The following is a 20,119-nucleotide window of genomic DNA, read 5'->3' as shown; positions in this document are numbered from 1 at the left end:
ACGCATTCGTGCAACTCACACAGCTAACTCTCCCTACAGTTAACTCTTATCGCAAACCGCTTATATATGCGAGCTGACTTCCTAAAGAAGCCAAGTCTAGGTCCTCCGCCAGGGTGCGGTGGTAACGACATTTGCTAAGTGATGATTGAGCGTCCTGCTTTTTTCTGTATGTCTCGCACTATTAAGTAAGAAATAAACAAGCAAAATAAGTGTGTTTATTACCAGTTTAGTAAAGTGAATTTTGGTTTACTATCTTACTAGCGCCGCTATTTTGTACTTGAGAAAGCATGTCATGAATAGTAGAAATGACATTGGTTTTGTTCTAAACGTCGTATAGTGAAATCATGCTCAGCTTGCGATGTGTTATAGTTAATTACTAACAAAGGTAACGAGCTATATTTTTTGCTCACATTGAATTGGAGAAGTGCTATGAACTTTCAGGTTGAATACTTAACTTTTCTGGTCCCCCTATCAATGATGATTGGCGGCGCTATTTGGGTATATCTAGATAATAAAAAAGCGAGTGCCAACAAATAGTGTCATTGCAAGTAAGGGCATGACGCTATCTGGTAGTAATATGTACAAGAAAAAGCGACTCTTTCGAGTCGCTTCAATTAACCATCATTTTCAATGATTGTGTTCCAATGCCACTGCGCTAATTCGAAAAACAAATCATGCGGCAGTAGAAAGAATTGTTCAAATTCATCAGCCCAGAGCTCGCAGAAATCTTTGATTTGGTCGATGTAAAAGATAAGTATGCGATACATACCGCTCCCTTCAAGATACTGACTTTCAAGACTGTACTCTCGAGCAATTGATTTACTAACACTGACCCCGACGACTTTTCCAACATCATCACGATGGACGTATATGTATTGTGAAAAGTCTAACTCAAGCCTGTCTTCGTTAGTGACATTTGCAAGCCAAAGGCTCGTCGATGCGTCTTGAAAAGGTGATTTAGACTCTCTTGTGTACTTTCTGACAATTTGAAGTTTTGTTTGGCTCATGTTTATCTCCTATATGTACTTAAAGATAAACATGTTCACTGAAAGCGAATTAATACGAGTTATCGAAGTCAAATTCCAACTGACGCTCTTCAACAAAGCTTTCACTATCACCAGCGTCATTACTCATTAATAAGTTAGTGTTGCTACAAAGCAGTAATAATAGTGACCTTAGAAGAGATAACTGTTCATAGCTAAAACTAATTTTGTAGCTACTAGAAAAGCAGTGAAATAACAGCTTCTCTATATCAAAATTATCTTCTGTAAAGTTTAAGTCATAAATAGCGTCATACTCTTGATAAAGGCACTGACTAACTTTCTCTAAAAAATCGGCTGCTACAGCTGCATTAAATTTGTCATTATCCATTTCATTTACTCCATGTTATTAAAATCAAAAATAAGAAGCGGCAGACAATGCAAATTTTGCATAAGTAGCTCGTATTTATTTTCGAAGACAAACTTTTTGGAGGTGGAGATGAATATGACTAACTCAAACGTTGTGGAACTATTTCAGAAGCGACCTGCAATAGCTAATGATGGCTACATATATTACGTAAGAAATCATGTAGCACATCGAGAGTTCTAATACTTTAATCAAATACCTTTGAATGTGCAAAAACGACCTCACTATCTGCGTAGCGAGTTATAAAGTCACTTTCATCAAAATCAAAATCATAAAAGCAAGATGTAGTTATTGGTTTTTCATTCTCGAGTAAAATTTCAAATTCTATTTGTAGTACTTCAGAAGCGCGTATAGGCTTATCAAAGTACACGTAACATTTCGAATTACCACCTAAAGAATGAGTTTTCCCATCAATATTTATTTTATTACCCTCAATTACAATTTCATTGGGTGTAATAACTAGGTAAGAGAAATAGTAGACTGCACATAAGTAAAAAATTGGAGATACAAACAGCGCGGCTTTTATCTTTATGGATTCCGAATCATGAAAGTAATATGTAGATACCAAAGATACCAATGAGAAAAGAAGTGTTATGACAAACATTGGTGTAAGCCAGTTTTTTTCAAATTTGAAGTTCAATATTGATTACCATTTTAAAGCTTAAGTTGACTCAACTGCATTGAACCAATTAGAGCGAGTAATTTTAAGGTTCTCGCCTATTCCGCAAGCATCATTTCGATAAGCATATGCTGAATAAGCATATGCTGAATAAGTCTTAACTTGATCTGCCAGATTTGATTTATAGAGTTGAATTAAATCTGACAGTGAACAGCCGATTGGTGCCATGAGCAGTCATTCATGATCAACTCGTTTCTGCCCCAAAGCTTGCTAGCACTCGTTTGTTCATTTGGGAGTTTAGGAATGCGTTGCCCTACACTACTAATGGAAAAGTCGCCAAAGAAAACCTTTTGACTGTCTTTTAGCCTTTAGCTCTAGGAGTATAAATTTATTTAAAGAATGTACAAATATAGAAGAACGTACTTTTTTTAAAGTTAATGTGTATTCTTTTATATTAGCTTTTGTTGGCTCTAAGTTCCTGAGTTCATGTATTTTCAAGTCCAAATATTTTATTACCACAGCAGCGCTACTGTAGTCAGTGTCTTGCTTTTCAACAATACTTAGTAAATCCAATATATTGCTGTTTATATACAGTTTTTCTAGCATTTCTTCAGTTAATGGATCAAATCTTACAAAATAACGAACAAAAGACAATAAATTTCTGTCATGTTCAAAATCAAGGCTGGATGCGACTTTAACGCATATGGATTGCCACTCTTCATAATTTTGTGGTTCACTTAAATTCCCAAAATTCGGTTTGTTAACTAAACGTCTTGGTTCTCCATTATACAACATGAGACAATTACTATTTTTTTCTAGAGTTATGCATACTTGCTCCCAATAAGGAAGAGATTTAAAAAGAGGACAACGTTGATTGATCATCACATCCTCCTTATGTTGCAACCACTTAAGTCTAGTTAATAAATCTTTATTATTAGATTTTAACTTTGCTCCTTTTGAAAGATTTCTCTTTTTAGTAATGAAAGCTAAGTTGGATAAATGATTAATTACACGTGGAGAAGTTATTCCATTTTTAACTAAAACTTTTATTGGAACTTTATGATCTAAATGATGAGTGTTGTCACCCCATTTATAACCGATTTTAGTAATAAAATCTTGTCGAGTATAACCAAGCAAGGACTCCGTATATGAAATGTCATTTTTGTCATGATCGCGTTCATCATATCTATAGCGGCTAATATGGAGTCGAGCACGTTTAGCAACTAGTTTTTCATATTCTGACAGTGTGTCCGATATAGATTTTTGTTTTACTATGGTTTTTGGGGCGGGAATGAAACATCGTGTCTTTTGCTCAGCAGCCAAATCTGAATCAGTCCATGTTCCGCGCCTAACCTTTCTAGCCTTTTTATCACAAACAATGCATCTTGCATCACTCACATATCGTTCAGATATATGACCATGCTTACATGGTTGACCAGTAAAAAATCGACTTAGACCTTGAGTTCTTGCATTTTCCCTGTTTATTACCTTTGGTCTTTTCATTTATCTTTCATATAGTTAAGTGGTTAATATTTATTGAAGCCAGTGATCTTATATATTACCCCCAATCCCCTAAGAAAGAAATTCATCACACTTTCTATATTTATTTTCGATATATAAAAATCATTTGTGCTATATGTGATTTAACCACACTGATAACTTTTAACAGTGCGTACCCATACTTTAAATTATCCGAAACTCACTAATTGGAGTAAAAGTCTAAACGATTTCTGTCCAAAAATGAGTTTATCGACCGTCTGCTTCTCGCTCATAGCAGCCTGTCAGATTAAGTCTAAACCTATTCATCGAAACTGTAAGATCAGATATGAGCTACTACACATATGCACTACTACACATATGCACAAGCCATATTATTCATACAATCTCTTACTTATGGTTGAGTCTAAAAGAAACCGTTCGTTTAATTGATAATCCTCTCAGCTCCTCCCTTTACGGCCAAATCCTCTGCAGCGTTAAGTTTTTATTTTTCATCAAGTTTGTTTCCTTCTTAGCCGATCGATCAATAAATAATAAATCAGCAGACAATGTAAATTTTGCATAAGTAGCTCGTATTTATTTTCGAAGACAAACTTTTTGGAGATGAATATGACTAACTCAAACGTTGTGGAACTATTTCAGAAGCGACCTGCAGTTGCTAATGATGAAGAATATATTGCTTTATATGAACAAAATGATGGCTACATTTATTACGTAAGAAACTATGTAGCCCAGCAGGAGTTTATAGTAGTAAGCGATTCTTTTATGCGGGCGTTACCTGAAGAGATGCGCCCCGCTACGAACGTGTTTTTCAGTTGTAATTTCTGCTTATTGAAACAGTTCAAGCAAGATGTGCAATCGCATATTCAACATACTGGACAATTTTTATATTTTTATCACTTGTTTGATAAATCAGTTAACGCGTTTTTTGACTCGTTATAACCTAAAGCCAGCTATGCTGGCTTTTTCACTTATAATATCAAAAACTTAAAAACACCATGTTTGAGTGAAAATTATTTAGTAAATACAAAGTTTGCATAATCTTTTTTAGTTTGAAAATTTTTTTCATTTTAGAATTTTCACATTCTCAAATTAAAAAAACTTTGCATGCAACAATTGAACGCAGACCCAAAGCAAAACACTATGCCTGATGGCATGGTAAGTTTTGCTGTGCGCTCAAATCAATTTGCTAGCAATTTACAAGATATAGCGTGTGTACTTGGTATTTCAGAAAGCGATGTAAAAGGCCTGGCTGACGATGGTCTTATCAACGCTATTCGCCTTCGCTCAGGAGAGTGGTTATTCCCACCTATTGATAAGCTAGTAGTATTGTGGGGAGAATCTACTAGCAACACTTCAACAGCAAGTGAAATGCAAGCCCAAGTAAGAACACTTTATGACGATAATATATTTAATAATAATGTAGACCATGACTTTGTTAGTGAATCGAATAAACCAGGTGCTAATCAATCAGCCACTCTTGATAACACACAGCCACAAGTTCAATCTACCAAAGGTGACCAGTCTGATCTAAAAAAGCCTTTGACTATCGCTGAAGTTTGCAATTTTGAACACACGCATAAGCTATTTTCCGCACGAAATAAGAGAACCCCTTTGATAATTGAAAATACTAGATTTAAAGGACTGAAACTGGAAGGCTCTGAATTTAGACGCAAGTTGATCGTTAAGACGAAGGCGGTTCGTTGTGTACTTTTTGAATGGACAAATTTAGATGATATTCAAACATCTGTATTAGAGAAGTATATTGAGCGTTATGAATATGTATTCAATCAATTAAAAAGAAGGCCAGAAACAGAAGAATACAAGCTTTACAGCCAACAGCTTAAAACGGTGGGTGATGTTATACGGAACCATCTAAAATTCAATATTCCTAATAAGCACAGTGAAAAATCTGGGGAGATTAATGTTATCAATAGTTTAATTCGTCTTCACTTATCTAAAGATGTAGAAGTAACACTTCCAAGTAAACGTAAAGAGGTTATCAACCTGATGGATGAGCAATTCTGCTCATTCACTATTGCTCGATACAATGCCTACTTAGAAACGTTTAGAGCAACAAATGGAACCCACGATAAGATTGTTACAAGAGTAAAGGCTGCATTCAATTTTGCATTTGATGAGAAGCTAATTGCAGCTGTAAACACCCGCCCTTTTGTTATTGCTCGTAAAATTAATAGAGAGCGGCATATCGAAATACCAGGGGAGCATATGAAGCTGATGTTTGAGTATTTGGATGATCATGAAAACCCAGACTTTGTATTTTTTATGAACCTCCAATCTTCCGGGCACTTCAGATACGGCCAAGTTATGTCGTTAAGGTTTACTGATTTTGATTTTGCTCATAACTTTGTGAGAGTAAAACCGAAAGGGGGTAAAGAGGTTACTATTCACTTGCCTAAGGATGTTGTAAGTTTAGTCGCAAAAAGGAAGGAGCAATTTAAAGCTAGGGGTCTACAAGCAGACTATATATTCCCATCAAAGCAGTCTAAAACGGGTCACAAGGCCGATTTTTACGCTCATTGGCATGATATGCTCGAAGAACTTGGTTTTTATACTCTGGATAGTGATGGCGAAAAGCAGTATCAATATCAGCTTCACGATTTTAGAGAAACTTTACTAGGCCGCCTTCTTGAATTTGATGAATATACACTAGGAGCTGCTCTTGGTCACTTATCTCTACACGCAGTCAAACGCTATAAAAAGGCAAATACGGCGAGTAATAAACTAGCCGCAGAGAAAGGGCATCTTAGAAAAGAGAACATGATCAGCCGAGAACCTCTAGAAGGTTCTAAGTGATTACCAAAATAAATCTGAACTTATGTACGGTGAAGCATTGAGCATAACTGTACAAGAATACGTTTATAGAACTCATTTTTGGACATAAACGTGTTAGAGTATTTAATCAGTAACGCCCGCCTAACAGGCGTAAAAGGCTTGGCTAAAATTAGGAACGAAGTGACGCAAGCCAAGCTTTTTACGTCCTTTGTTGAGGCGCTTGTTAGCAGTACTATAACTCCTGTTCCAACGCGTGCCTCAAGATATGAGGTAATTCTCGCATCATCATATATGTATGCTTATCATCTCTATACATATCTCTCATCATAGGGTGTTCAAACGAAAACTCGATTAACTCTTGAAACGCATCTACGGCATCTCTTTTATTTCCTGATTCACTTTCGCTTCGTAGAGTTTTTACGAGATCGATACCAGCGTCGTAGATCCATGGAAAATCTTCCCGAAATAGACTTATTGCAATTTGAAATCCTGTGAAGTTTCTTCTAAACCTAGGAGACATATGCAAAAGTTCATCAATCATTCGAGGATGAACCTTTTTCTTTCTTCGCATTCTGAGATCGCGCTCCATCTCAGATCTAGAAATAATCTCTTGAAGCATATTCTTAAGCGAATCTAACTCTTTATGAACATCAAGTTCTGGACTTCTTAATAATTTTTGATTTACGCGCGAAAGGTCAAGAATTTCTTCCAAAATCTCATTTGAAAATGACTCTTGTTGCTCAGGTTCAGCTTGCTCAACTTTTTTAGGCTGCTCCTGAAGGAGAGTATTTAATTGTTTTTCAAGATCTGGGTATCATACATCAAGAGCTTTCTCTAAACGTTCTGCGGTTAGCTGCTCACCACTATCGGCTTTATTTAAAGATAATAGTAGTTTTTTTACATCATCTTTTTCAAACACCGTGGATTGGAATTGTAAAATAGGACCATTAACCTCTGAACGTTTAATATCAAACAGAAAGGGGCTAACATACGATTTATCCATTGTTTTTGACAAGGCACCAGCTTCAAATGTAAGCCAAGGAGCGTGTAAGTTTTCCTTAGTCACGCACAATATTCCGTAACTTGAGTCAGCCAATTCAGAAGCAATATCGGTACTCCACCGAGCACCTTTGTCTATATCTTCGGAAGATACATAAGGTTCGATTGATTGAATCACAGATGGCAACCAATCACGTAAAGTTAATGCAACTTTATGACTAAGGTCTCCAGACCAACTTAAAAATACTTTCACTTATACTCCCTGAATTTAAAAAACACTCTGAACTTTGATTGTACTGCTAACATTTTAGTATTTATGCGACACGCAGTTTGTGTTGCATAATCGCTTGTTGGACTGAGCCGCTACCTGCTCGGTGTGTCAGAGTTGGTGTTGTTTATGCTATGGGAATTTGCTTTTTGGTGGTTCTCACTTTCTTAGCTAATTTAATCAGCTTAGCTAGTATTATGTATGCTTTCCCTGCATTGCTCAGTGCTTATTATGTACTCATTACACCTAAATTTCCCTTAAGAAGCAATTTTTATTTTTTACACATGCAGAGACTACTATCTAATTCTATTTGGGGTAACTTCCGTAGTTCGTTCAAATTCGACTCTAGAGTATCTGCTCTGAATTATTTTGGGGCAGAAACGACTTCCCCTTCCTTGCGCTCGTATTAAAAGATGAATAACAGCTCACCATAGCTGCCAGTCTGATAAAGCTTAACTTGCACGGTAAAGCTACAAGCACGACCTCATAAACCGCACATATTTAACTTAGGAATTATACCGAGTATCAAATTGAGCTTGATTTAAAAGGTGGAACAATTAAACTCAAAGGTGGAACAAAAGTGGAATAAAACTGTTAAAAACTAGCGTAACTTGTTGATTTGCAATGGTTTACACAAGAAGGATGGTGGCCCCTCCCAGACTTGAACTGGGGACCTAACGATTATGAGTCGTTAATTGATATTTTGAGGTTTAAATCGACAGGAGTATTATAATGACTGTTGAACGCCACTTTAACTTTTTTGAAATTAAGGCTTACGTAAGTAAGTATAAATGTAAAAATGCTAAGAAAGCCCTAGACTGGCTCGCAATGTATAACTCAGCAATGAGTGAAGATAATTCCAATTATAACCCCCATACCCAGCGACCATTCTCGTTCTGGGCTAATCTTTTCCCTGAAATTTCATACATTAATCAATAAGCTTTTTAAAATTTGACGATTGAATTTCTCATAGAAAATTAATGCGTCAGCTCCGTGCTTTAGATTTCTTTGGGAAGAACTTGAGGATAGACTAACTATTCAACCATTCTTTTGAAAGATACCTAACTTACGAAAATGGTTTGAGTGAACTAAAAGTAGTGAAGAAAATAAACTTGCGGGTGCATTTAAATCTAACTTATTGAAAATAAAATTCTTTTTAATGCCTCGGCAGAATGTGAAGAAGATTTACCTAGGCAATGTAACTGATATAGAGGCCTAGATAGCATTTCACCTTTAACTTGACTCAAGCGCTTTAACTTTTTTAGTTGTATTAAATCTTCTGTGACCACATTTGGCAATATAGCTATTCCCATTCCTTGTGCGACTGAGCGAGCTATAGCTTCATTACTCCCTAGTTGCATACTATTGGTAACTTTTATACCTTGCTTTTCTAACATTTTAACTGACATTTCACGTGTTCCAGAACCTGGCTCACGGAGTAACCAAAACTGTTGGCTAAGCCATTCATTTAAATTAGGGCTAGGCTTAAAATGAGGTGGGATAACGACACTCATCAAATCATCTTGCCAGTGTGTAGGTACTATCTTTTTTTCTGTTGGTGTCCCTTCAACAAGAGCCAAGTCAATAGAGCACTCAAGCAAAGCATGTTCAATTTTTTCCGTATTTTCGACCTTCACTTCAACTTTTATATTTGGGTAAGCACTACAGAACCTGGCTAAGTAGGGTGGTAACCAATAACTTGCAATTGTAGTGCTAGTACCAATGACAATTGTGCCACGCTTTAGTCCGGTACGTGACTTTATATCGTCTATTGCCGTCTTTTCAATAGCAAAAATATTACGAGCATGTTCATATAAAGCAACTCCGCCCTCAGTTAATGCGAGTTTTCTCCCTTTGGTGGCACGTTCGATAAGTTTAAGACTTAATTGATGCTCTAGCTCTTTTAACGCTTTAGATACCGCTGGCTGACTAATGAAAAGAGTTTCTGCCGCACCCGAGAAACTTTGCAATTTCGCTACAGTATAAAAGACTCTCAATGCGTGCAAGTTCATAAGATAACCTAAAGTTATTAAATCATAAAATTAATGTATTGGAGTTATATTTTGGGTCTTTCTAAAATGCAGTCAAGTAAATATAGCAATTTATTGAAGGACGTTTATGTTGTTCTATACGCGGTGTCTATTTAAATCCCAAACAAAAAAACTCACAGATAGTCGATGGTGGTTGGGCCTAATGTTGGTAATTACATTAGCAAGTATATCAATAGCCCTAAGTAAACTTTCCGTTTTGCAAAATGCACAAGTTAGTTCACTCACTATTGGAATTATCCTCGGCATCATAGTAGGAAACAGTTTGTTTTCCCGTATCGCAACTCATACTGATATTGGAGTAGACTACGCAAAAAGCTTCTTACTTAAAGCTGGCATCATTTTATTTGGCTTTAGAATTACATTCTCACAAATAACAGAAATTGGTTGGTTAGGGCTAGTTATTGATTTAGCCATATTACTAAGTACATTTATCCTAGCAATTCAGTTAGGTAAACGTTTATTTAAACTTGATGAGCAAACAACTATTCTTATTGGTGCAGGGAGCTCTATTTGTGGTGCTGCAGCAATAATGGCAACAGAACCAGTTATTAAAGCACAAGCACATAAAGTATCTATTGCGGTTGCAACAGTCGTTGTATTTGGAACCCTAAGTATGTTTACTTACCCCTTAATGTTTGAATATATAGGGTTGAGTGAATACGAGTACGGTATTTTTGTTGGTTCAACCATTCATGAAGTAGCTCAGGTAGTTGCTGCGGGTACCGCTATTAGTGCAAATGCAGCCGACACGGCAGTAATTGAAAAAATGTTAAGGGTAATGATGCTTGCCCCATTTTTGTTTGGTTTATCATATTGGCAAAAACGAAAGGATACAAAGAAAAACTATAACTTAGAAAAATCTTCAGGCCTAACAATTCCTTGGTTTGCGGTTTACTTCATTTTAGTAAGTGGATGTAATTCACTAATTAACCTATCCCTGAGTACAAAAAACAATATTGTGTGGTTTGATAATATATTACTCACTATCGCCATGGTGGCATTGGGACTACGAACTCACATTGGGGCAATTCGTCAAGCTGGAATAAGACCCCTACTTTTGGGAAGTTGTTTGTTTTTATTTTTAACGTTAGGCGGTTTCGGAATTAACACTGGAGTAAAAGCACTTTTATAGTTGGGTTCAACTACAGGCGAATCGTTAAAAGTGCAAAATATGATCAGTCTGATCTTGCTTCCTAATCGTTAGCGAGTAGACGTGAAATCTCTCTCAAATACAGTAATAATAATTTACTTCATGATTTTTAAAAGGAGCGCTTGACCGCATCTGCGAAGGCAAAAAATTTAGAGGTCAAGCGATAAACTGTTATGAATGTTTATGGTTGAGAATTCAGCTCGATTGGAGAGAAAAAATCAGAAATAGGAGGTTTAGCTGTTTTATTAGGCCAAAGTATACTCTGCTCCCAATGAACAAAGTCAGGAGCTTTGTCTATTTTCGCCTTTTTAATATTTGCACCAGAAGCGCTACTCAAATTATCAGCAACACTTTCAACAAAAGATAACACGTTTGGCTCATCAGTTGCTACATTATAGTATGCAATCAAAACCCCATTGAAGAAAACAGCTTTATCACCGTCTTCCGAAGAAATTGAACATAAATCCATAGTTGCTCCAGCTCATATATTTTGCCAAAGCTATCATATGCGTTAAATCACGCCCGATTCTGGGAAAAGGTTTAAATTTTACTAATAATTGATGAAATCACATAGACCGCGAGGCTAAAAGAAACTTCTTAGTTGTAGTGTGGAATATTCACATCTAAAACTACTGTTTATTTACACAGCGCTTTGTAATTATACTTAGTTGATCAAATTCATTTAATTTTGGGAAAATGCAGCCTCAAAAGACCTATTTTCCGTCGTCAAATTTTAATTTATAGATTGGGAATCTTTTTGCTAAAAATGAACTTTTAAATATTAGCCAAAATTAAAGTTTGGGAACTTAAAAAACTTAATTTACAAGAAGTTACAATGATTTAGAGTTTATAATAATTCAGCAATCTCAATTACAGCTTTATTTGGAGCACCCTTATCATCTATTTATTCACATAAAGCATCTGACCACAACAAAGAACTTTTGGCTAAGGTCGAAAATTTTGTTAGGGAACTTTAAACAAAACACTATTTTTTTGAAGTAATTTACATACTAACTATGTATTAATTCTTAACATTTTGTTTTAATCTGTATAGAAATCTATTTGAGCACGGAGGCGAAAAGATAATGAAGTTCTTAATGTCCCTCCTTTTTTACACTCTAAAACTCTATAAAAAGTAGAATTGAGTGTTGTTTACCCCTTAATCTTAAAAATTACAAGGTTAGTAGATAAATGAAAATTTCACTCCAATTATTAACATCTTTTGCCATTATTGCTGTAATTAGTGGCTGTAACACAGTTGCTGATAAAAGTTCTAATACAAGTGTTTCAAACCTTCCTAACTGGGTCTTAAACCCTAATGTTACTGACGGTATCGCTGCTACTGACTGCGTTAAGTTTTCTGGCAACTTATCTGTTGATAAAAAATTAGCAACAGCTAATAGTAGATTGGCGCTAGCACAACAGATTGAAACACGAGTTGAAGGCCTTGAAAAAACATATAGCGAACGTATTGATTCAAATGATGACACAACTGTGGGCACTACTTTTAGCTCAGTTTCAAAACAGTTAACAAAACAAAAGCTACAAGGATCAAGGTTAATTAAATCAGATATCATAAACATATCTGGTAAAGATTATTTTTGTGTTATGACTGCCTTAGAGCCTAATCAAACAAAATCTTTATTTGATGACATACTCAAACAAAGCAAAAGATTGGTAAATCCTGCAGATGAAAAGTTTTTGTATCAAGAGTTTAAAGCAGATAAAGCTGAAAAAAACTTAGATGAAGAAATAAAAAAACTTACTAATTAATTACATGATTGGTTGGAGAGCTTCACTTTAAAAAGTGAAGCTTCGTTTGTATAGATAAGATTAGTTTTGACATGACAGAAAATAATAATCAAGAAAACCAAAGATCAATGTGGAAAAAAATACAAAACTCAATTTTAATGATAGCTGCGATTCTTGATTTCTATAGGGCAATGGGGGGACACAAAAGATGTTCTTCTAAGTGCATACACAGCCTCTATTAAAAACTTCACACACAAGATTCAATATAAGCAAATAGACAAAGTCAATATTGGGAATGGATTAGCCTATACAAAGTCTTTTTTTGGAGAACCTAATGCAATAAAAAGATCACAAACAAACCCTGATGTTGAGTTCTACTATTACATAAAAGACAAGTTTATTTTTACGATAATTACTTCTGACAAGCGCGTAAATGGTTATTCGGTACTATCACGCATTACAGATTTTTCTCCTGAGGTTCCTTTCTCTGCCCCGCTTGGTAAATCAACTATATTGGATGAGGCATCAGGTGAATTTGAATACAGCTTCGATACTGGTAACTTAATTTACTACCTAGAGTCTCAAAACCTTGGCAAGGATAAAATGTTTCTTTCTTTATCCAAAGGTTTCATTGAATATGCAGCAATACCTAGTTCAATCAACAGTCCAGATAATTACTTAGCTTCAGTAAAAATAGCTCTTAATGAGATTGATTCTCTACTTATCTATTCAGATACCAACAAGGACCTAGAAAAAGAGATTAATTCATTAAGAGGAAAAATAAAGCCTAATTATTATGCAGTTAGTGAACTGAATCATAAAATTGTAGCTGAGTCACTACTTACTCGTTTCGAATACCAAACATTTACAAAAAGCTGAACAAGGGGTTTTTATGTATTCATTCAAGCTTAAAACATATTTATCAATCTTCAGCGTCTTAATGCTAAATGTAACTTGTGCTTTTGCGCAAAACTCAAGTGATCCATTTGACGAGTTAGGGAGAGAAATGACCTTTTAGAAAAGGAAGGCAGTGCTGAAGAGCTTAAAGAGTTTAATGAATGGAAAGAGCGCTACTTATCAGAATATCAAGATTTTAGGCAGAAGCACTTTAAAAAGCTTGATGACATACGTGATAAGCTTATCAATACTTGGGGAGAAACAGATTCACAACGGGCAAGCCTGTCAACATACTACAGCCCTGACAATCAGGTAAAAACTAGTATAGATTTTGAGAATGATGTAATGAGTATCAGTATTTTACATGATGTAAAAGAGAACGTTACAACGAGTAAAGTTAATGATGCATTAAAAAGTACATTGTCAGCTAATCAGGCATTAAGTAATGATATTGAAAATAGAACATTTGAAGAGTTAACAAAAAAAATTGCAAACACAACCCCTACCCAAAAGCCTATTGAGGTTGTTGCAAAACCAGATAACCTTTTCAATAAGGAAATCGATAAAATAAAAGCTCAAGCTATTGCTTCACGTCACCAAGTTGAAAAAATTCATGATATGTCATTATACAACGCATCTTCAGAACTTGTGGCTAGCGATAATCCTCGCTTAGATAAAAGTTTTAAAGCTGAATTTATGCGAATTGAAAAAGAAAAAGAGCAACGCATTAAAGCACTACAAGAGACTCAGAAAAAGGCCAGTACAGTAAAACAAAGAGAGTTACTAAAGAGTAAAAGAGTAACAACTTATACCGTGCCACTTACCCATAAAAGCTTTATGAAAAAAGCAGCGCCATTTAAGGGGGTAGTCAACCAGCATAGCCAACGTTGGCAATTACCAAATAGTATTCTTTTTTCTGTAATTCATACCGAAAGCCACTTTAATACTAAAGCGCAATCCCCTATCCCTGCTTATGGCTTAATGCAAATAGTTCCTTTAAGTGCAGGGCTTGATGTTAATCGTTTTTTACATAAGAAAAATAATATTATGAGCAAGCAGTATTTATTCAATGCAGAAAATAATATTGAGACTGGGGTAGCGTATATGCACCTCTTAAACTCACGATACTTAGCTAAAATTATTAACAAACAAAGTAGGCTTTATTGCATGATAGCGGCATACAATACTGGAGCCGGGAACGTAGCTAAAACTTTTAATTATGATAACTCAAGAAATATCACCAAAGCTTCAACCATAATAAACTCTATGACTCCTGAGCAGGTATATAACAAACTAATTTCAGACTTACCTTATGAAGAGACAAGGAAATACTTACAAAAAGTTATAGAACGTCAAGCTATTTATAAATCTATGGACCAAATTTAATATTTTATACAAAGAAGTTTACAGTCTTGTTAGCAAATATAATGTTAATTAAAAACTCAACATAAAAATGGAAAAATGATGCTAAACATAAAAAAAACACTCTCAAGTTCAATATTCTTTTTTGGCGTATTAGCAGCACTTAGTGGATGTGCTTCAAAAATAGAAGTTGACTCGACTATGAACATGCCAAGTAAGTCAGGTCTCGCTCTTGAGCATATTGATATCGTTGGTTTTAAAGGTGACAAGTATAATATTAAAGGAAACGCTCTTTCTGCTAAAGTAAAGTCTAAATTGATGAGTCATGGATATGTAAATGTTCATGCAAACTCACCCTATATACTTATTGGCGAAATATCACCATCACGTGTAGAGCGTAATTCGTGGAGTGAAAAGCATGAAGGTAAGAAAGAAACTTGGTACAGCTATCATGCATCTGTAAAACAAACGTTAACGTTAACTTACTATGTTGCTTATGGCCAACAAACACTAAACAGCAATTCTAAAACATTTACTTATAGTAAAGAAAAGAGTTCAAACGAAAACAGAAGCAAAGCAAAGGAAAAGCTACGTACTGACTCAGAGATTGCTGACATTTTGATAGAAAAGGCAGCTGATTATGTGGTTAAGCAAATTTCGCCGTACCGTTCAATAGTAAAACTCAACTACCTAAGTGGTGAGGACGAAAATATTGATTTAGGTATTGAATATGTCAAAAAAGACAGGCTAAAACAAGCGTTTAGTATCTTTGATCAAGTTGCTCAAAATAGTAACTCAGTTGAAGATCAGGCGATTGCTCTGCACAATCAAGGATTGGTAAAATTGATGCAAGGTAATTACACAGAAGCCTACAATCTGATGACAAAAGCGAACCTTATTGATCCTAGAAATTTTGATATTCTTGATTCAATAAAAGAAGTGGAAGATTACAAAGTATTGAACGATGCCCATAAAAAACAAAGAGGCTTAAAATGAGAACTATACAGTTATTGATGATCGCTTCTTTAACAGGCTGCGCTAGTAGCGAGAAAAGTCCATACGATTTAGTTATTCCAAAAGCTGATAGTGAAGTTATTGAATATCAACTAAATGAACGGTCGCGAGGAAACTTTACAATCCATTACAAAAAAGACCGTAATGGCAAGCCTATTACAAAAACCATTAATAGATCAACTACAGTTATAGGTAACGATAGTGAATCCTTAAAAAGCTTGCGAGAACGAGCTAAGAAAGAAATCGTTCAACTAGCAACAGAAGAGGTCAACGGCGTTGTAATCTCCTCATCATCAGAAATCGACACTGTTGCTATCAGTGTAGATTCAAACAGCAACACACTTTACTCTAGACAAGATTTCACTGAAAAAGCAGTTTCTCAAACTGCTGGGATTGCAAGAATTAAAGATTTACAATGTCAAACCCTAGCTACACAAGGAAGTAGTTTATTAGTGAAGTGTAACGCCGACGTCACAGTGCAGCTCATTGAAAGCATTGATATTAAGCAGGAGTAATTTGAGTTAATTGCGGTTGAGCCTATATACATATACCTAAAAGATGTCACATATAATCTAAAATTACAGAGCCCTGCTTCCACAGGGCTTATATTTAACTCACCACCACCTTTCCTTTATTTGCTGCGAACTTACCTAAAAAGTATTCATACACACGACCATCTAAATCTTCTTCTGTCATATGACATTCGTTAGCGATGGTCTCTATGTTATTGATGGTATCGACTAATGCTGCAAGCTTACTTACATCGAGCCCTAACCGGGAAAAGTAGTTATCAGGCAATGCACCTTTAAGGGAGGCATTATTTTCTCAACTGTATGTAAAGCAGTATCAATTTTTACTGCTATGTCACCTTGTTTAGCTTGTTTTTGAATAAACGACCAGCGAGCATCCTTAGGTAAGTAAAAACATTGTCTTTGGTGTAAAAGTCCATCATGTCGACATAATCACCCATTGTTGTGGTCAACTAATTCCGGACAGTGAATTAGTTGACCACAACACTACAAATGGAAACTTGACTGAAAAAGAACTCTTTCCTAGGCTTATTTTAGTATGACACTAAGGTGCACTAATAGCAGTAATGAAAGAGAACAACTTTGAAACTAACTCAACCTTCAGTCCTTCAACAAACTTGCCTGACGTTCGCTTCTTAGAGCTCATTGAATCACTCTCAAAAGTAGCTGTTCAAGGCTACAATCGACATCGTGAAGTAATTTATTGGAATAAAGCAAGTACCTTTCTATATGGGTACACTCAAACAGAAGCTTTAGGAAAAAAACTAGAAGATTTGATCATCCCTCCTTCAATGAAAAAAGATGTCATTGAAGCACATAAAAATTGGCTTGAACACAACATTCCCATTCCATCATCCGAATTAACTTTACAAAATATTAAGGGTCAGCCGGTGCCTGTTTTTTCATCTCATGTTTTATTAAAAACTAGGGGAGATGAGTTTGAAATGTTTTGTTTAGATATTGATATTTCTGAGCAAGTATCTGTTCGTAAAGCTTTGGAAAAAATGGTGTCTTATGATCCAATAACTAACTGTTTGAATCGTCATTCCATCGAGTTAGTTATTAATGAGCTTATAACAAGCAGTATAAAGGACTTTTCTCTACTATTTATCGATATAGATCGATTCAAAGATGTGAATGATGTTTTCGGCTATGAATCGGGTGATGAATTACTCCTTAAAGTTTCTGAACGCCTCTCTACCCCATTAGAAAAAACTGACTACATAGCTCGCTTTAGCGCTGATAAATTCATAGTTATTTTGAGTTCGGAGCCCTCATCAAATCATGAAAAATTAACTCAGCTTTTGATTGATTCATTTAATTCACCTTTAAAACTGCATGACCAACTGATTTTTACTTCAATTAGTGTCGGGATCTGTCGTTTTCCAAATGATGGAAAGTCAGTAAGAACTTTATTACAGTGCGCTGAAACCGCAATGTACGACGCCAAGGAAAATGGACGTAGTCAGTTTAGGATTTATAACAAAGCGATGAGCGATAGCTCGCATTTTCAGATTGAGATATCACAGCACCTAAGAGAGTCACTAATACATGAAGAGTTTCACCTTGTATATCAACCCATCTACTGTGCTAAATCCGAAAAAATAGTTGCTTGTGAGGCCCTATTGCGTTGGGATTCTAATGCAAATAAAAACAATACTACTCCTGATACATTTATCCCCATTGCTGAAAAAGTCGGCCTCATGATCCCAATTGGTAACTTAATATTTCATATGGTCCTCAAAGAACTAAAAAAATGGCGTTCTAATGGTATAAATGATGTTCGTATGTTGATTAATATTTCAGGAAAGCAATTGCTCCAAAAGGAGTTCTTTTCACAGCTTTCTGAATTACTTGAAATATATGAACTTATCCCATCAGATATTGGACTAGAGCTAACAGAGCATGCCTTAATTGAAGCTGATGATGAACTTCTAAAAAACTTATCATTACTTCAAGTACAAGGCGTAGACATTGCTATTGATGATTTTGGGACTGGCTATTCATCTTTAAGTTACTTAAATAAACTCCCAGTTAACACGTTAAAGATCGATAAGTCGTTCGTAGACAATGCACCATACAGAAATAAAGATAGTGCCATATTTGAAGCTATTGTGGATGTTGCGCATAAACTAGATCTTTTGGTTATTGCTGAGGGAGTAGAAACAACGCAGCATGTTGAATACTGCAAGTCTAAAAATGTCGACATGCTTCAAGGTTATAGCTATTCGAAGCCATTATCTTCACAAAAGCTGGAAAGTTTTTTATTACCGTCTAAATCTTAAGTCGCCAGTAACACTACCCATTTGAACATTAGTTTGGAACGTGATTTTAATGAGTAGGTAGCGTATTTTACCTAGTACTCAATACGGCTTTTCCCTTCTTTTTCGCTTTATATAGCAGTTTATCAGCTTGCTTTATCACATCTTTAATGGGCAATTTTTTATGTAACTCAACCACACCGGCACTAAATGTAAAATTCAACGCTTTATTACCATGGTTAATAAACATAGTTTTAACTCCACTTTGCAGCCTAACTAAAGCATTCTTAGCATCTATAACATTCACACCTTGAAACACAATAACGAACTCTTCGCCTCCAAAGCGAAAGATTAGATCTTCACGCCTAAGGAAAGTCTGAGCTATCTTTGAAAACCCCTTTAATACTTCATCACCTGCTTGGTGACCGTATGTGTCATTTATTGATTTAAAATTATCGAAATCAATAAAACCAATAGTCAAAGGCAAACTTTTTTGTACGTGGAGACTTATAGTTTTTTCAATAACATCAAAAAAATACCGACGATTATAAACACCTGTTAAATCATCATAAAATACTAAATTAACAAGCTTATCTTCTAGCTTAGCTTGTTTTTTGGCCATAAATCGATAAGTACAACAATCAGCAATCAACTCAGCAAAATAAACTTCATCCCTATTCCACTCTCTGAAATTGACTTTTTGTTCAAAACAGACTACCCCGATAGGAATACCTTCACTAAAAATAATTGTATCAAGCATCGACTTGGTATTTTCTGTTTTTAAGTAAGTATAAGTGAAGTCTATTGTTCTATGATCAGTATGCGCATTATCAGCTATCATTGGGGCACCGAACTCTATTGCTTCAAAATAGCGCGGGTAATCACTCTTAGTTAAATATGGTAGGTCTTTAGGGGTATCATTAACTCCCCAATCTGTATTTGCAACACACTCTAAAATGTTTATTTCTGGATCCGAATTTAACAACCAAACAGAAATACGACTGACATTCAAAGTTTCAAGTGAATCTTGCAAAACTTGCCACATAAACACTTGCACCGGGCAACTGTAATCAACCTTCATTGATGCGTGGCGGCGGATTAAATTGGAGCTAAGTAGAATTTTATCGTAATTATCCAACCCCCACCCCCTTACAACTAACTATAGAAATCGTCGAAGAAATGTAACTTACACACATAAAGTTTACATAATGAAATCAGTTAACACGTAAATAATATACGCAATTCCATGAAAGCTCCAATTTGAATTAGAACAAAACACTTAGAGTAATAACTTGATTTCAATTCAATGCAGAGAAAACAAGAAAGTACCCGACGCTAACCAAAGCACAAACTTAACATGAGTTAGTTACTTAGCACTCCTTTTTTCATCAATTATAAAACCTACAAATGCTATACGCTTGCATATGAAAACTATTAATAACTGATACTCCCCTTTTCTATAGACTAAATCGGACTAAATAACGTGAAAAAGTCATGTGTATAGGAAAACCTATTA

The 20,119-nt window shown here is 35.4% G+C and carries 19 protein-coding genes and 1 pseudogene; 10 read left to right on the top strand and 10 right to left on the bottom strand.

What is annotated here, in order from left to right:
* Window positions 1-614 precede the first annotated feature (614 nt).
* From ACRWSG_RS22460 to ACRWSG_RS22445, 4 genes are all read right to left on the bottom strand, one after another.
* Complete coding sequence (locus tag ACRWSG_RS22460) at window positions 615-1,007, bottom strand: hypothetical protein (RefSeq protein ID WP_462167598.1); 393 nt, start codon at window positions 1,005-1,007, stop codon at window positions 615-617.
* A 49-nt stretch (window positions 1,008-1,056) separates the two neighbouring features.
* Window positions 1,057-1,371 carry a hypothetical protein gene (locus ACRWSG_RS22455; protein ID WP_462167597.1) on the bottom strand — a complete coding sequence of 105 codons (315 nt, stop codon included), beginning with the start codon at window positions 1,369-1,371 and terminating at the stop codon, window positions 1,057-1,059.
* A 223-nt stretch (window positions 1,372-1,594) separates the two neighbouring features.
* A complete protein-coding gene (locus ACRWSG_RS22450) occupies window positions 1,595-2,047 on the bottom strand; it encodes a hypothetical protein (protein WP_462167596.1) in 453 nt (150 codons plus the stop codon).
* A gap of 300 nt (window positions 2,048-2,347) precedes the next feature.
* The gene (locus tag ACRWSG_RS22445) at window positions 2,348-3,529 is read right to left on the bottom strand and encodes a hypothetical protein (RefSeq protein WP_462167595.1); all 1,182 of its coding nucleotides are present in this window, start codon (window positions 3,527-3,529) and stop codon (window positions 2,348-2,350) included.
* Between the two features lie 603 nt (window positions 3,530-4,132).
* On the opposite strand from ACRWSG_RS22445, the gene ACRWSG_RS22440 reads away from it, so the two are divergent.
* Both ACRWSG_RS22440 and ACRWSG_RS22435 read left to right on the top strand, forming a co-directional pair.
* Entirely contained in the window at window positions 4,133-4,465 is a 333-nt protein-coding gene (locus ACRWSG_RS22440; protein ID WP_462167594.1) for a hypothetical protein, read from the top strand.
* A 201-nt stretch (window positions 4,466-4,666) separates the two neighbouring features.
* Window positions 4,667-6,340 carry a tyrosine-type recombinase/integrase gene (locus ACRWSG_RS22435; RefSeq protein WP_462167593.1) on the top strand — a complete coding sequence of 558 codons (1,674 nt, stop codon included), beginning with the start codon at window positions 4,667-4,669 and terminating at the stop codon, window positions 6,338-6,340.
* 211 nt (window positions 6,341-6,551) lie between these two features.
* Here the strand turns inward: ACRWSG_RS22435 and ACRWSG_RS22430 are convergent, their stop codons facing one another.
* A complete protein-coding gene (locus tag ACRWSG_RS22430; protein WP_462167592.1) occupies window positions 6,552-7,031 on the bottom strand; it encodes a hypothetical protein in 480 nt (159 codons plus the stop codon).
* Window positions 7,032-7,133: 102 nt separating this feature from the next.
* Window positions 7,134-7,571 carry a TIR domain-containing protein gene (locus ACRWSG_RS22425; protein WP_462167591.1) on the bottom strand — a complete coding sequence of 146 codons (438 nt, stop codon included), beginning with the start codon at window positions 7,569-7,571 and terminating at the stop codon, window positions 7,134-7,136.
* Window positions 7,572-8,318: 747 nt separating this feature from the next.
* Here ACRWSG_RS22425 and ACRWSG_RS22420 point away from each other — a divergent pair.
* Complete coding sequence (locus ACRWSG_RS22420) at window positions 8,319-8,525, top strand: hypothetical protein (protein ID WP_462167590.1); 207 nt, start codon at window positions 8,319-8,321, stop codon at window positions 8,523-8,525.
* 191 nt (window positions 8,526-8,716) lie between these two features.
* On the opposite strand, the gene ACRWSG_RS22415 is transcribed toward ACRWSG_RS22420, so the two are convergent.
* Complete coding sequence (locus ACRWSG_RS22415; protein WP_462167589.1) at window positions 8,717-9,598, bottom strand: LysR substrate-binding domain-containing protein; 882 nt, start codon at window positions 9,596-9,598, stop codon at window positions 8,717-8,719.
* A gap of 106 nt (window positions 9,599-9,704) precedes the next feature.
* On the opposite strand from ACRWSG_RS22415, the gene ACRWSG_RS22410 reads away from it, so the two are divergent.
* Complete coding sequence (locus ACRWSG_RS22410; RefSeq protein WP_462167588.1) at window positions 9,705-10,769, top strand: YeiH family protein; 1,065 nt, start codon at window positions 9,705-9,707, stop codon at window positions 10,767-10,769.
* 199 nt (window positions 10,770-10,968) lie between these two features.
* On the opposite strand, the gene ACRWSG_RS22405 is transcribed toward ACRWSG_RS22410, so the two are convergent.
* A complete protein-coding gene (locus ACRWSG_RS22405) occupies window positions 10,969-11,256 on the bottom strand; it encodes a hypothetical protein (protein WP_462167587.1) in 288 nt (95 codons plus the stop codon).
* Between the two features lie 722 nt (window positions 11,257-11,978).
* On the opposite strand from ACRWSG_RS22405, the gene ACRWSG_RS22400 reads away from it, so the two are divergent.
* The 5 genes from ACRWSG_RS22400 to ACRWSG_RS22380 all read left to right on the top strand — a co-directional run bounded on the left by ACRWSG_RS22400 (window position 11,979) and on the right by ACRWSG_RS22380 (window position 16,327).
* Window positions 11,979-12,560, top strand: coding sequence for a hypothetical protein (locus tag ACRWSG_RS22400; RefSeq protein ID WP_462167586.1), 582 nt, complete (start codon window positions 11,979-11,981; stop codon window positions 12,558-12,560).
* 153 nt (window positions 12,561-12,713) lie between these two features.
* Window positions 12,714-13,418 carry an ETEC_3214 domain-containing protein gene (locus ACRWSG_RS22395; protein ID WP_462167585.1) on the top strand — a complete coding sequence of 235 codons (705 nt, stop codon included), beginning with the start codon at window positions 12,714-12,716 and terminating at the stop codon, window positions 13,416-13,418.
* 363 nt (window positions 13,419-13,781) lie between these two features.
* On the top strand, window positions 13,782-14,822 hold the full coding sequence (locus ACRWSG_RS22390) for a transglycosylase SLT domain-containing protein (RefSeq protein ID WP_462167584.1): 1,041 nt from the start codon (window positions 13,782-13,784) through the stop codon (window positions 14,820-14,822).
* Between the two features lie 75 nt (window positions 14,823-14,897).
* Window positions 14,898-15,794: a tetratricopeptide repeat protein gene (locus tag ACRWSG_RS22385; protein ID WP_055022262.1), complete on the top strand. Its 897-nt coding sequence runs from the start codon at window positions 14,898-14,900 to the stop codon at window positions 15,792-15,794.
* Complete coding sequence (locus ACRWSG_RS22380) at window positions 15,791-16,327, top strand: hypothetical protein (RefSeq protein ID WP_462167583.1); 537 nt, start codon at window positions 15,791-15,793, stop codon at window positions 16,325-16,327. The genes ACRWSG_RS22385 and ACRWSG_RS22380 overlap by 4 nt, the downstream gene beginning before the upstream one ends.
* A gap of 109 nt (window positions 16,328-16,436) precedes the next feature.
* Here the strand turns inward: ACRWSG_RS22380 and ACRWSG_RS22375 are convergent.
* Window positions 16,437-16,782: pseudogene (locus ACRWSG_RS22375) on the bottom strand (type I restriction-modification system subunit M N-terminal domain-containing protein); the annotation flags it as partial.
* Window positions 16,783-16,908: 126 nt separating this feature from the next.
* On the opposite strand from ACRWSG_RS22375, the gene ACRWSG_RS22370 reads away from it, so the two are divergent.
* A complete protein-coding gene (locus tag ACRWSG_RS22370) occupies window positions 16,909-18,627 on the top strand; it encodes a putative bifunctional diguanylate cyclase/phosphodiesterase (RefSeq protein ID WP_462167582.1) in 1,719 nt (572 codons plus the stop codon).
* A gap of 67 nt (window positions 18,628-18,694) precedes the next feature.
* Here the strand turns inward: ACRWSG_RS22370 and ACRWSG_RS22365 are convergent, their stop codons facing one another.
* Entirely contained in the window at window positions 18,695-19,741 is a 1,047-nt protein-coding gene (locus ACRWSG_RS22365; RefSeq protein ID WP_462167581.1) for a sensor domain-containing diguanylate cyclase, read from the bottom strand.
* Between the last annotated feature and the right edge of the window lie 378 nt (window positions 19,742-20,119).

Source organism: Pseudoalteromonas sp. GB43 (genome assembly GCF_054923805.1).
The sequence above is the reverse complement of the archived record's forward strand: the minus strand, read 5'-3'. Positions and strand labels throughout refer to the sequence as shown.